Origin of the sequence: Chloracidobacterium sp., assembly GCA_016716305.1 — a bacterium.
GTDB lineage: Bacteria > Acidobacteriota > Blastocatellia > Pyrinomonadales > Pyrinomonadaceae > OLB17.
On sequence record JADJWP010000002.1, the window covers coordinates 2,793,828 to 2,807,220 of the forward strand.

General features: G+C 53.2%; 9 protein-coding genes. 3 read left to right on the forward strand and 6 right to left on the reverse strand.

Going from position 1 to position 13,393, the window contains the following annotated elements:
* The first annotated feature begins 28 nt into the window (after positions 1-28).
* The 3 genes from IPM28_14735 (at position 29) to fumC (ending at position 3,319) form a co-directional block, all read left to right on the forward strand.
* Positions 29-463: a rhodanese-like domain-containing protein gene (locus IPM28_14735; protein ID MBK9174237.1), complete on the forward strand. Its 435-nt coding sequence runs from the start codon at positions 29-31 to the stop codon at positions 461-463.
* Positions 464-605: 142 nt separating this feature from the next.
* Positions 606-1,814, forward strand: a complete 1,209-nt coding sequence (locus IPM28_14740; protein MBK9174238.1) for an aminotransferase class I/II-fold pyridoxal phosphate-dependent enzyme — start codon at positions 606-608, stop codon at positions 1,812-1,814.
* Between the two features lie 98 nt (positions 1,815-1,912).
* Positions 1,913-3,319, forward strand: coding sequence for a class II fumarate hydratase (gene fumC, locus IPM28_14745; protein MBK9174239.1), 1,407 nt, complete (start codon positions 1,913-1,915; stop codon positions 3,317-3,319).
* Positions 3,320-3,372: 53 nt separating this feature from the next.
* On the opposite strand, the gene IPM28_14750 is transcribed toward fumC, so the two are convergent.
* The 6 genes from IPM28_14750 to tssG form a co-directional block, all read right to left on the reverse strand.
* Entirely contained in the window at positions 3,373-3,873 is a 501-nt protein-coding gene (locus tag IPM28_14750; GenBank protein MBK9174240.1) for a PAAR domain-containing protein, read from the reverse strand.
* A gap of 16 nt (positions 3,874-3,889) precedes the next feature.
* The gene (locus IPM28_14755; protein ID MBK9174241.1) at positions 3,890-5,809 is read right to left on the reverse strand and encodes a hypothetical protein; all 1,920 of its coding nucleotides are present in this window, start codon (positions 5,807-5,809) and stop codon (positions 3,890-3,892) included.
* 12 nt (positions 5,810-5,821) lie between these two features.
* The gene (locus IPM28_14760) at positions 5,822-6,754 is read right to left on the reverse strand and encodes a hypothetical protein (GenBank protein ID MBK9174242.1); all 933 of its coding nucleotides are present in this window, start codon (positions 6,752-6,754) and stop codon (positions 5,822-5,824) included.
* A gap of 161 nt (positions 6,755-6,915) precedes the next feature.
* Entirely contained in the window at positions 6,916-9,306 is a 2,391-nt protein-coding gene (gene tssI, locus IPM28_14765; protein ID MBK9174243.1) for a type VI secretion system tip protein VgrG, read from the reverse strand.
* Positions 9,307-9,442: 136 nt separating this feature from the next.
* Entirely contained in the window at positions 9,443-12,226 is a 2,784-nt protein-coding gene (tssH, locus tag IPM28_14770; GenBank protein MBK9174244.1) for a type VI secretion system ATPase TssH, read from the reverse strand.
* Positions 12,227-12,308: 82 nt separating this feature from the next.
* Complete coding sequence (gene tssG, locus IPM28_14775; protein MBK9174245.1) at positions 12,309-13,316, reverse strand: type VI secretion system baseplate subunit TssG; 1,008 nt, start codon at positions 13,314-13,316, stop codon at positions 12,309-12,311.
* Positions 13,317-13,393 lie beyond the last annotated feature (77 nt).

A 13,393-nucleotide genomic window follows, 5' to 3' on the forward strand; every position in this document is an offset into this window, starting at 1 on the left:
TGCGAAATTTCGCGTTCTTACCCTGAATATGCTCAAAAAGCTTCAATCAAATCGAACAGCATTACTTTTATTAGCGCTCTGCTTGCTCTTTATCTATGGGTGCTCGACCGGCCCGAAAAGGACCGATACGCCGCCTGCAGAGAAGCCGATTGCCGCGATCACCGATATCTCGCCGTCAGATGCGGCCGAGAAGACACGGCTCGCCTATGCACAGTTCGTTGACGTAAGGACCACAGCAGAATACAAGGCCGGGCATGCGGATCGGGCGGTCAATATTCCGCTCGATACACTTGAACAGAATCTCGACCGGATCGAGAAGAATGAGCCGGTCTATATGATCTGCGAGACCGGGCGTCGATCTAGGGAGGCCTCCGAGATATTGGCGAGAAACGGTTACACGATGATCTACAACGTCACCGGCGGAACCGCGGAATGGCGCTCGAAAGGCCTGCCGATGAAGTGATCGAAAAGGCGAAATAGAGCCGCTTGCGATCATCGGTCACGATCTTACTGTGTCATTCGATACAGCCGCCCCCTATAATGTTTCCGGAAGCCGGGGAACCGACAGTTTCGTCTAAAACCTGGCGAATAACGACCTAAAAGCGATGAAATCGAGCGGCTTCGATCCTAGTAATGCGATCCAGGATTATCTGGTCTTTGGTGAATTTGGCGATGTTAATCCATCGATCACGGATTCATCGACTTACACGTTCATTAGCCCGGACAAGATGGAAGAGCTTTTCGAGCACGAGATCGAAGGCTGCTTCCTTTACTCGCGGCATTGGAACCCGACCAATAAGTTTCTTTCCGATGCCCTCGCTCGAATGGAGGACAGCGAGGCGGCTCAAGCAAAGGCTTCGGGAATGGCGGCGATATCTTCAACGATATTGCAGCTTTGCGACACAGGTGATGAGATCATTTCATCGCGGACGATCTACGGTGGCACGTACGCATTCTTTAAGAATTTCCTGCCGCGACTTGGAATAACGGCCCACTTCGTCGACCTTTCCGATTCGACGGAGGTCCGCTCGCTCATTAACGGGCGTACGCGTGCGATCTATTGCGAATCGATAAGCAACCCGTTGTTGGAAGTCGCTGACATTACGGCTCTTGCGTCTTTATGCAAAGAGCACGGCCTAAAACTCGTTGTTGACAACACGTTCAGCCCGATGATCCTTTCGCCAATACGCCTCGGTGCCGACATTGTCGTCCACAGCTTGACCAAGTTCATCAATGGTACCAGCGATTGTGTGGCCGGGGCCGTTTGCGCCAGCAGTGAGTTCATACACAAACTCACGGACATCAACGCCGGGGCATCGATGCTGCTCGGAGCCGTTCTTGACAGTACACGTGCGGCGAGTATCCTGAAAAACCTTCATTCGCTTCACCTTAGAATGAGGCAGCATAGCGCCAACGCATTGTTTCTGGCTGAAAGGCTCAAGAAACTCGGCCTCAAGGTCTATTATCCCGGACTGGCCGACCATCCCCAGCATACTCTTTTGAAAACGCTCATGAATCCGGGCTATGGTTATGGAGGGATGTTGGCTATTGACGTCGGCACACTTGTAAATGCGAATGATCTGATGACGCGTATGCAGCAAGAAAAGGTCGGCTACCTGGCGGTCAGTCTCGGATATTTCAAGACCCTGTTCAGTGCTCCGGGACACAGTACGTCCTCGGAGATACCTATCGGAGAACGCGAGGCGATGGGCCTTAGCGAAGGACTTGTCCGGTTCTCGATCGGGCTTGACAATGACATAGAACAAACGGTCGAACGAATAGAGCGCTGTCTCTCGGAAACCGGCCTATTGTGACCGGGATCCCTGATCACTTGGATCAGCGTTGCCCGATCAGATCGCTTTTGGTGATAATGGTAAAGATTCAAAACGTGGTGTCTTTGTAGAAAGTAGATATGGCAGAAGCAAAAGAAACGGCGGCGGCAGCTCGGATCGAAACTGACTCGATGGGTGAGATCGAGGTGCCCTCGAATGTATATTGGGGAGCGCAAACGCAGCGTTCGCTGAAACACTTCAACATTGGCTTTGACACTATGCCGAGAGAGGTGATCCGTGCCCTCGGCATCCTGAAAAAGGCGGCGGCGATCGTTAATTGCGATCTTGGAAAACTGCCGCAAGATAAGTTGGAGCTGATCGTGAAGGCGGCCGATGAAGTGATCAACGGCAAGCTCGATGCTCACTTTCCGCTGCGGGTTTGGCAGACAGGGTCGGGAACTCAGACGAACATGAATGCCAACGAAGTGATTTCGAACAGAGCGATCGAGATCGTTGGTGGAGAGATGGGTTCGAAAGAGCCGATTCATCCGAACGACGATGTCAATAAATCGCAGTCGTCGAATGACACATTTCCGACAGCGATGTACATCGCGGCCGCGGAGCGACTGACCGCATTGATCCCGGAGGTGCAAAGGGTAAGCGATGCGATCAAGGCAAAGGCGAAAGAATTCGAAGGTGTCGTTAAGATCGGCCGCACTCACCTCCAGGATGCAACGCCGGTGACCGTAACGCAGGAGTTTAACGGCTGGGCGAACCTCATCGACCGCGACATTGAAAGATTGAAGATCGTGCTTCCCGGCCTGATGGATCTTGCAATAGGCGGTACAGCGGTCGGGACGGGGTTGAACGCTCATCCGGAATTCGCGGAACGGGCCGCCGCAAAGATCGCCGAACTTACCGGCTTGCCGTTCAGGTCGCATCCGGACAAGTTTGCCGCATTGTCTGCACACGACGAAGTCGTCTTTGCATCCGGTGCATTAAAAACGCTCGCCGGTTCGTTGATGAAGATCGCAAACGATATTCGCTGGCTCGCAAGCGGTCCGAGATGCGGGATCGGCGAGATATCGCTTCCGGAAAACGAACCGGGCTCGTCGATCATGCCCGGGAAGGTCAATCCGACCCAGAGCGAAGCGATTACGATGGTTGCGGTTCAGGTGATGGGCAACGACGCAGCGATCGGGTTCGCAGGATCACAAGGAAACTTTGAATTGAATGTATTTAAGCCTGTCATGATCCACAATTTCCTGCATTCCGTCCGGCTTATACACGACGCGTGCCACGGTTTTGTGGACTATTGTATCGCCGGGATCGAGTTGAACCGGGACCAGATCGATGAATACCTTAACAATTCATTGATGCTTGTTACCGCGTTGAACCAGCATATCGGATACGACAACGCCGCAAAGATCGCTAAGTTTGCACATAAGAAGGGAATGTCATTGAAGGAAGCGGCAGTTGAGCTTGAGCTGCTGACGGCGGAAAAGTTTGACGAGCTTGTGATCCCCGAACGAATGACGCGGCCTTAGGTAGATCAACAGTAAGAACGAAAGAGGCTGTCAATTTGCTGACAGCCTTTTTTCTATCCGCCTATTATCACGGTCATTTCGCCTTTCATTATCTTGTTCGGCGGGCCGAGAGGTTCGATGATCGTATCGCCCATTCGGCAAGCCGGCATATTATTGATCATTACGGTCGCCGAACCGTCGATGACAACACCCGGGCCGTGAGGCGGTACCGGCGACGGCGTTGTGCACGCGTGAATGTCCGACATTCCGGCCATACCGCTGATCGTTGCACTCAACGCGGCGAGTGCGGCGGTTTTGGCCGCCTGTTCCGCGGCGTATGCCGCCGGCCCGCCAGGCGTGCCTGCAGCTGCCATCGTGGCCGCCTCAGCGGCCTGAATCCCAATATCCGAGGCCTGCTTTGCCGCCTGCAAAGCGGCCGCCGCGGCTGCGGGTATCCCCCGCCACGCAGGCAAGAATCCGATCAGCACGTTCATACTTCCCGGTCCCGGCGTTAACACCGGCGGGAGCGGGTGGACAACGTTGTCGGTAATTCTGGCTGCTGGTCCTGTCGGCATATTTGATTATTAACTCCTACCAACTCGAAAAAACAGAGGTGTTTATTGTTCCAAGTCTCGCCGCTGACGAGTATGTCAGACTCTGCGTTGGATTCGGATCATTAACAAAGTCCTTACTTGGGTCATAATCGCCAAAGGTTGCAGTGATCGGATCGTCGCAAAGTCGCTTGGTTCCGTCAACAGCGGCACTGACGGATGTGCCGCCGCCTGCCATGAGTTCGGACCTTGTTGATGTGTGAAAGCAATCCAACAATGCGTGACCGAGTTCGTGCGGAAAAGTGTACGGCAAGTTATTACCGCCGTCCATAACGGCGCCGCTCGAGGAGGTGACACCCATTACGCAACTATTCACGATCTCGGCAACCGGCCGATAGTTACCGGGCATGTTTAGGCACGGCGTGTACGAACGCCCGCGCGTGCTCGCAGTACCCTTGAACTTGCCGACGACGAAACAATCCATACGGTCAGACCCCGTATCGTAGTTTCGGATCAATTGGCGTTCATGAAGCGTACCGTTCTCCATGTCATCGCCATCCGAGTTCTGATATCCATTAAGGTTCACGTTGGCCATGGTCAGCGTAGCTCCAGTGTCGGTACTCAATACGGCCGAAACGGTAACACGTCCTCCAAGTTTGTCGCTCACGAGAATATCTGCCGATCGCGATGTTGGAAGCGAACGGGTCGAAGCGGCATTTACAAACGCTCGAGCCGAGAAATTCACATCGTTGATCAACGCAACGATCTGATCGGCTACCTCTTTCGGTTTGAGCCTCGCAGCCGGTGATGCGGCGCGGGGGATATTGAGCGTTACGCTTTTGTTTACAGATGTGCCATCGCTTCGGTTCGTCGTAACGGTGAACGACATTCTGGAGCTTGCGGCCCCGGCGGCGGTGGTTCCCGTGGCCGGCAATCCGTTGATATCAGAGACCGTCAGCATATTGCGCGGCGGCGGATCGAGCATCCTTATCTTCGGATCGACCAATACCGGGGCCATATCCGCCTGGGCATAGACTCGCCGGAGCCAACGGAAGACCCGATGACGGATCATCGCTTCTGTAACCCCGTTGAAACCGGTCGCATCTCCGACGTTCTGGCGAACGATCCCGACCGTGACCTTTATCCGCTTTTTGGACCTATCGCGTCCCCCTACAGGAGCCTCGGCCGTAACGCGGCAACGGGCGTCGCCTCCCGCCGGACATTTTTCGATCATGTAGGTCGCACGTACCCGCTGATCGAGAATCTCTACCTTTTCTTCATTCGGCTGGTCGTCAGTTACAAGAAGCGTTTGCTGTGGTTTTGCGGCCTTATCCGTCTCATCCACAACGAGCCTGAGGTACGGTGAACGAAAACGCTGGTCGGGCACAGGTGTCGCCTTATGGACCTTGACCGCAAGCTTTCGCTTATCGCGCTCGGCCGCACTTGACCAATTTAGGTCGTGACCGACAAGCAGCTTGCTTTTGTAGACCGGGTGAAGGGCCTGGAGTTCAACGTCGAGAGTAGCGCTTGTCGCTCGCCGGTCAGAGACCTCGATCTTGAATGAATCAGGATCGGCGAACGAGTTTGCGTCGAATTGCCACTTTGCCGGCCCGCCAAATGCCGCTGTGCCGTCTGCTCCCGCCTTGTCCGTAGGGAAATTGCTGATCTGCAAACGACTTATCGAACGTTCGGTCTTGATCTGATTGTCCCGACCGCCGCGGACGAACCGGATGGTCGCGAGCCCGCCTTTTTTCACGTACGAATGACGTTTTTCTGTTGCCGCTGTATGCTGGTCAAGCTTGATGTCGGGAATGAAGACTTTATCGCCCGCCTTTATTTGACGGTTCTTCAACTCGGCATTCGACTCATGGTCGCGAAGCGATTTACAATCAAGAAACCCGTTCTTTGAGGCGAGGCCGCAGAGAGTGTCGCTTGATTGTGCTGTTATCCACTTACCCATCTAATACGACTCCTAAAAAAGATCCCTATCGAGATAATCGACCTGATACTCGCTGCCCGCGGCGACGAGTGCTTTCTCATCCGCACTCAATTCGCCTCCAAAGAATCGGACCGCCCTTGCTGCACGCAATAGGAAACTCTCTTCTTCCTCCTCTTTGAAACCGCCTGCCTTTATGGCAGCCGCAGCCTTTCGTATGACGGCGATTATCGTTTCCGTTTGCCCTTCGCGAGATAATCGTCTCAATTGGCGAGCCGACCAGCGTTCGAGTTCCGGCGATGTCAGGTCATCCTGGCTGAGGTAGATAGCGGTCAGTTTTGCGATGCGATCTTCGGGTTTGGCTATATTCAGAATGCTATTTCGGGCATTGATTTGGTCGACCAATTGCGGAAGCCGGCCGTTCATCAATGAAAAGACCTGCTCGGCAACCCCGTCGATGTAGTAGTCTGTCTTTCCCTTTTCTTTCAGCTTCGGATATTGCCGTTTTAATGTGTCCAGCAAGGTTGCCGGCGAATACGACGTGCTGAATGAACTTGCAGCTTCAACAAGCGCCTCATAGGCGGTTTCTGAAACAGGGTGCTTAACGAGGTACTCGTAATAATCGAACGCCTTTTTCTGCATGTTCCCGTCGCCTTGCTCCGCAAGCAGCCTGACCGACTGGATCGACTGCAAGATCCCGCGTTCGTCCTTCTCGTCGCGGACCAATAATTTGGTAAAATGGTCGACCACAGTTGCGAGATCGTAAATATCGACGACATTCCGAGTGCGTTCGAATGATTGAGGCTCCTTCGTGCGGTCGACCTTTTCCCGAATGAACTCCTCGACGTGAACTGGATCTAGGTTCTTCGGTTCCGATTTCCTCCCGTAATGAATGTCGAAGATATAAGAGTCAAGCTGTCTAAAGGCAGTTATCTTGTCGACTGTCGGGTATTTAAGTTCTGCGCTCATCTTTTTTCCTTTAACGTCCGGAGTGGCTTTTGCAGGTTGCCGGCTTCTGTTTGCGTTATCTTGCGAATGAACGGTCGAACCCGAGCAGCCGGTTAGCGGCAACAGGATCGCAAAAAAAGCCAGTGTCGCGGCAAACGCCGATGTGTAATTCCTTTCTGTCATTACTTTGGATCCCACGAAGAATCATCCAATCGCGGGAACGTGACCTGACAGCTGCCAGGGTCGATATTGGTCACTTTTGCAAGCCCATTCTCGTCAGTGGTTCCTTCCGCGATCGTCGAACCGTCGGGCAACGTCACGCGGTAACGCTCGCCCGCGACCGGATTGTCCAATTCGTCCTTGAGTTCGATCTCGATCCAAGATTTCTTATCCTTGTTTTTCGGCGACTTTGGATTATGCGTCGGCTTTGTGTACGAAGGCACCCTTGCCGGCGGCGTCGCGCGTCGCTGATTTCTGTATGTCGGAGCATCGCTCCCCGGATCTGCATTGTCTGCGATCTCGGCTTCATCCGGAGGCAACGGATCGACGGGTGATCCCGGAGATCCGGGCAATGCAGCTCCGCCGGAATTGATCATCACCATCGTGCCGTTTATCTGCACACCGGCAGAATTGATGGTGACAAAATTTCCCCCTACTTTGATCGTGAGTCCCGTGGTCGCCTCGAGTACGATCGTATTGGCTGTGATGGTGTAACTGCCTGAAACATCGACAGCGTAACTGCCGCCGACCGATTCAGCCAGGCTGCCGCCGATCTTGTGGGTGACACTGCCCGTTGTGTCATATGCGATCTTTCCTTCGACCTTGCGATGTTTGTCGCGTTCTATCTTCTCGATCTGATCGCGTTCGATAATAATGTGCTTATCGCGTTCGACCTTTTCGCGTTTGTCTCTTTTTACGATCAGGTGACGGTCGTTTCCGATAAGTTCGCGCCGGTTATTTCGGATTCGAATATCCTGATCCTTCTGGCCATGAACGAATATCTGCTCCGAACCTTTCTTGTCCTCGAAGCGAAACTCGTTGAACCCTTGCCCGCCCGGCGACGAATTTGACTTGACGGTCGATTTCGTTTTTTCATCCGGCAGCGTATAGGGCGGCATTGTTTGCGGATTATAGACACAGCCGGTGATGATCGGCTGATCGGGGTCGCCCTCAAGGAAGTGGACAAGGACCTCCATTCCGATTCGCGGAATGAACATCGCACCCCATTTGTTTCCTGCCCACGTCTGAGCGACGCGGACCCAGCATGAACTGCTTGCGTCGACCTGGCCATCGCGGTCCCAGTGGAATTGAACCTTGACCCGGCCATACTTGTCTGTAAATATCTCTTCTCCCGTTGGGCCGACAACGATAGCCGTCTGGCTGCCTTGAACGATCGGTTTAGTGGCCGTCTTTAACGGACGAAACCCGGGTTTTCCAGCACCTTGTTCGATGCACGTAAATGTATTGGTATATGGGTCATTGACAGCCTGATCGGATACGTAATCCGGGCTTTGTTCGGCGGAATGCGTTGCAGTTACGATGGTGTGTGTCTTGTTAAGATCACGATTCGGGTGGTCGATAAGATTAAAGCGATGGCCTGCGGTGATCGAGCAGCAATCAGACGTGCCTGTAGCCTGAGTTACCCTCGAATCGAGAGCTTCCATCAGATTTTTGACCGTTCGCTCGCGATCCGGAAAGACCTTCTGAAGGTCGCCTGACTGTTCGCCGCCGCTCGTTTTAATGCCATCGTATTTCCGACCGTAACCTGCGGGATAATCATAGAGTTCCAGCGACTTATTGTCGCCCAATGTGAATTTGCTCGTTTCTTCTTTCTCAAGCTTTTTATCGGGAAGCTGAAAATTATGACCCCAAAGGGTTACTTTTCCTGTCTGAAGGTTGTGGCCGCTGAGAAATGAATTTATCGCACCGACAAAGTCCTGCTTTTCGCCGACCTTGACAAAGAACGGAATGTCTTTTTTTGATGGACAATCGCGGTGAGATTGAGGCGTGTCGGCAACGATCATAAGATCTTTGCCATCCTTATGTTCGAAATAATAGAAGATCCCCTCTTCTTCCATCAAGCGAGAGGCGAAATTGAAATCTGATTCTCTGTACTGTACGCAGTAATTTCGCGGCTCGTAAGTCTCCTGGAATTCATACTTAACATCAAAGCCCGTAAAGACCTTTTTCAGGATGTCCGGAACACTCATCTGCTGGAATATCTGGCTCTGCGAATTCTGGGTCAGCAGCCAGATATGAGGGACAATAGTGATGCTGTAATGGGAAAAACGAACGTGGCGATTCCCCTGCATAAAGCTATTGACCATGCCCGAGAAATCACGGGTTGTACCATCAGGCGAACCGACCGAGATCGTCACGCCTTTACCGATGATATTCTTGGGGTCGATGATCGTGGGATTGAACGAATTGTCCGTCTCTTCGTGCAATAGCTCGGCGCTGATCGAGAATAACTGCGATAACCCCTCACTAGCCTTGAAATTGTCCAGGAGCAAATAGTCCTTTCCTAAAGGCGTCGCTATTCTCAATAGCCGATTGTCTTGCGTGGTGGCCATATTCTCTGATGCAGAGTGCACCGCATCTTAAACGATGCACTCCACCTTCCTTTAACCTCAAGCTCTTTGCATCGACCGTTCACACAAATGCCATTCGTGTGACAGTCCGTGAAAGAGCCAGCAATCGTCGACGCGATTAGGTAATTTCGTACGTGAACGACTCACCTTCGCCGATCGACACGTGAACTCGTTTCAGCCCCTCACCGGAGGCCATTCTCGAAAGCACTTCACCGCTCATTTCCGGCAATAACGTTCCCGTCAGAATGTTATAAACATTTCGGGCTCCGCTATCGACGTCAGTGCAGCGTTTCGCTACCGTTTCTATGACGGACTCGTCATAAGAAAATTGCGCACCGTGATTGTCCGCGATGCGATTCTTTATTTTGCCTAACTGCAGCCTGATGATCAGTCGCATGATCTCGTCCGAGATGGGATAGTAGGGAACGGTGACAAGCCGCCCGAGAAGTGCGGGTTTGAAGGCCGCATTCAATTCGGGTTTGATCGCCTCTACTATACCGTCCGGATCGGGCATTGTATCCGGATCTGCACAAAGCTTCATAATTGTGTCTGTGCCGACATTCGACGTCAAAAGGATGATGCAGTTCTTGAAATCGATCTCACGACCTTCGCCATCTTCCAAAACGCCTTTGTCGAAGACCTGGAAGAAAAGCTCCATTACGTCAGGGTGAGCTTTTTCGACCTCGTCCAAGAGAACGACCGAATACGGTTTCTTTCTTACGGCCTCGGTCAAAACGCCGCCTTCCCCGTAACCGACGTACCCGGGAGGCGAGCCCTTCAAACTCGAAACCGTATGGGCCTCTTGATACTCGCTCATGTTTATCGAGATCAGGTTCCTCTCTCCGCCATAGAGTGATTCGGCCAGGGCGAGTGCCGTTTCGGTCTTACCTACACCTGAGGTTCCAACCAAAAGAAACACGCCTATCGGCCGCTTCGGATCGGTCAAGCCGGCCCGAGCCGTCCGGATACGCTGCGAAATCGCTTCGAGAGCATGATCCTGCCCAAGAACGCGTTCGCGAAGCGTCGAAGACAGATTGAGCACCGCGTTGATCTCGTCCGCGACCATCTTTCCGATCGGAATGCCCGTCCAACCTGAGATGACTTCGGCGACCGATTGCCCCGTGACGACGGGTTGCATCAACGGATTTTCACCTTGAACGTCCTTGAGCTCGGCGTTCAACCGTTTGAGTTCACCCTTCAAGAATTCGGTGTCGATCGGTTTCGTGGCTTCAGGTGCAGTAGCCGCAGCCGCACCACCAGTTTCGTCACCAACTGTACTGTCCGTTTCGGCGGTTGCAGCAGCTGCGGACGCGGAAGAAGAGGCATCGCCTGATGCGGCGACCAGATCCGCCAACTTACCTTCGTGCCTCGACATCTCGAGTTTTGTGCGGATGTTCCGGATCTGTTCGACCAGTTCTTTCTCCTTGTTCCACTGTTCAGTTAGCTTGGCAAGTTCGTCTTCTGTCTCGGCACGGCTCGCCTTTAGTTCGGTCAGCCGATCTTCATGTTCGGCTCCGGTAACCATTTCGCGCTCGAGCGAATCGATCTCGGAAGTCAGATTTTGAATTCGCCTGGTTGCATCTTCTACCGAAGCCGGGGTAGCACCCTGACCGATAGCTACCTTGGCGCAAGCGGTGTCCAGGACCGAAACCGACTTGTCCGGTAACTGACGGCCCGTGATGTAACGATGAGAAAGCTTTACACACTCAACGATCGCTTCATCCAGGATCCGGACATTGTGATGGCCTTCCATTTTGTCGGCGATGCCGCGCATCATTGCGATCGCCTTTGGCTCGTCCGGCTCTTCGATCTTTACGACCTGAAATCTGCGGGCGAGAGCTGCGTCTTTTTCAAAATATTTCTTGTATTCCGCCCAGGTCGTTGCCGCGATCGTACGAAGTTCACCACGGGCAAGCGCTGGTTTAAGCAGATTTGCCGCATCGTTCTGCCCGGCAGCTCCACCGGCGCCGATCATCGTATGAGCTTCGTCAATGAACATAATGATCGGCTGCGGCGACGCCTTCACCTCGTCGATCACGCCCTTTAAGCGTTGTTCGAATTCTCCCTTGATGCCGGCACCAGCCTGCAAAAGCCCGAGGTCGAGCGATCGAACCGAAACGTTCTTTAGCGGATCGGGCACATCACCCTGAGAAATCCGAAGTGCAAACCCTTCGACGACCGCGGTTTTGCCGACGCCTGCCTCACCTGTGAGTATCGGGTTGTTCTGACGCCTACGGGTCAAAATGTCAACGATCTGGCGAACCTCAAAATCGCGCCCAAGCACGGGATCGATCTTGCCGGCGGCCGCTTTTGCGGTAAGGTCCTCGGTATACTGATCGAGAGCTTTGGTCTTGCCGGGAACTCCCGACGCGACCGGTGCTCCACCCGAAACGCCCGACGTTTCGCCAAGAGCAACTGCATCCCGAGCCTCAGCAGAGTCGGCAGTTATATCAGGAAGATTGGTCTGCAGGGATTCGAGTGAGATGTGACTAAACTCTTTGGAAATTTCCCGAGCGATACGGGCAAAGCTCTCGTTCGCAAGCAACGCGAGCAGTAAATGCCCGGATCTGACACGTGCCGCACCAAAATCAACCGAGGCGAGCAGCCATGCGTCCTGGATCCATCTTGGGATCCGGTCGCTCAACCCGGGCGTGCGCGAGTTGCCGCTCTTAAGCCGATCGAGGGCGACACTGACATCCTTTGTAAGCCTGTCGATATTCACCTCATAGTGTGAACATATCTTATGGAGATCGGTATCATCCTGTTCGAGCAACTTGGCGAGAATATGTTCGATCTCAACGTCGTAGTTTGTGCGGGAAAGACAAAGACCGGCCGCTCCTTCGAGTGCGTTGCGGGACACGTCGTTCAACCGGCCGACCAGTGATTTTAGATTAACATTCATAACTTTTCTCCTAATTGTTGAGATTCTAGTAAAGCGAATTTCTTGAACACATAATAGTTCGAAAAACCGATCGATCTGAAATTCAATTCATCGACAAGACCACCTGTTCGTCATCCTGATTGAACGGCTTTGTCTTCAGCCAAGTTGTCCAGCCTAGCATCGGTTTGCGGACGGCTCGGGTCGTCAATATCAAGCTCGGAACCTGTTGAGCCTTGAGCACAAGTTTTGCGTCAAAGTCGTATTCGAGGCCGACCATAAACTTCAGTATCGACCTAAATGCTGCATGAGCTGATCCGCTCGGCAAAAATGCCTGAAACTTAACGAACGAAAGGGGGCCGAGCTGCACGCGAAACTTTGACTGCTGATCCCAAACCCGCGAACCGATGATGGCGGTGGTACCTAAAGAGCTATTCTTTACGCCAAGGTAAGTAATGTCGTCCTTGGTAAGGTCGAGCCATTGTCCAAAGAACTGCAGCACGTTCGCTTCTATACGAAAATAGTCGCCAAGAACATTTTCGATCGCCGTCGCGGAATGGGGCTTTTGCGAAATCAAGCCACTATAGGGCAGGAGCGACTCGTCCTGTAGGCCCATGCGGCCGCGCAATCCGTCAGTTCCCAAGCCGGTGATGTCGAATAGGTATGCGGTGAAATCGTCGTGTCCGCGTTCGTAGGCAACCGGAAACCGGTATTTCGCCCATGCGCGAAAAAACATCGAAACACAGCGGTGGGTAAAGATATCCAGGAACGCCCACATTGCCGTGTCTCGATGACGGATGCGATCGAGTACGAGTTCCGTATAATGCGTTGGGAGGGCACCGCTCGGGCCGACCATTCCCATAAAATTGATCAGCATCTCGACCAGCGGCTTATCGGGATCCTCGGTGTTGTCAACGTGGATCTCATGTATCTCGCTCGAGGGAAAATCCAATGCGATCCGCGATCTGAATCGAACCGGCTCTTCGGCGGGTAGAGCTACGCCGCCGACGGCCTTGCGTCCCGGAAATAGTCTTTCGAACAGCCGCGCGGCCTGAAAGAACTCGAACCGGTAAGGTTCGTCAAACAGCCGTTCTTTTAGTGTTCGATTCTCCACTTGTTGCTTGAAATAGCTCTATTCACGTCCCGATCGGCTTCCTGGCCGGATCGACGAGCTTTGCACACCGGACGAAT

Bases quoted from the DNA above. Each gene is read 5' to 3' on its own strand.
- IPM28_14735 (MBK9174237.1), top strand. From the start codon at position 29: ATGCTCAAAAAGCTTCAATCAAATCGAACAGCATTACTTTTATTAGCG.
- IPM28_14740 (MBK9174238.1), top strand. From the start codon at position 606: ATGAAATCGAGCGGCTTCGATCCTAGTAATGCGATCCAGGATTATCTG.
- fumC (MBK9174239.1), top strand. From the start codon at position 1,913: ATGGCAGAAGCAAAAGAAACGGCGGCGGCAGCTCGGATCGAAACTGAC.
- IPM28_14750 (MBK9174240.1), bottom strand. From the start codon at position 3,873: ATGCCGACAGGACCAGCAGCCAGAATTACCGACAACGTTGTCCACCCG.
- IPM28_14755 (MBK9174241.1), bottom strand. From the start codon at position 5,809: ATGGGTAAGTGGATAACAGCACAATCAAGCGACACTCTCTGCGGCCTC.
- IPM28_14760 (MBK9174242.1), bottom strand. From the start codon at position 6,754: ATGAGCGCAGAACTTAAATACCCGACAGTCGACAAGATAACTGCCTTT.
- tssI (MBK9174243.1), bottom strand. From the start codon at position 9,306: ATGGCCACCACGCAAGACAATCGGCTATTGAGAATAGCGACGCCTTTA.
- tssH (MBK9174244.1), bottom strand. From the start codon at position 12,226: ATGAATGTTAATCTAAAATCACTGGTCGGCCGGTTGAACGACGTGTCC.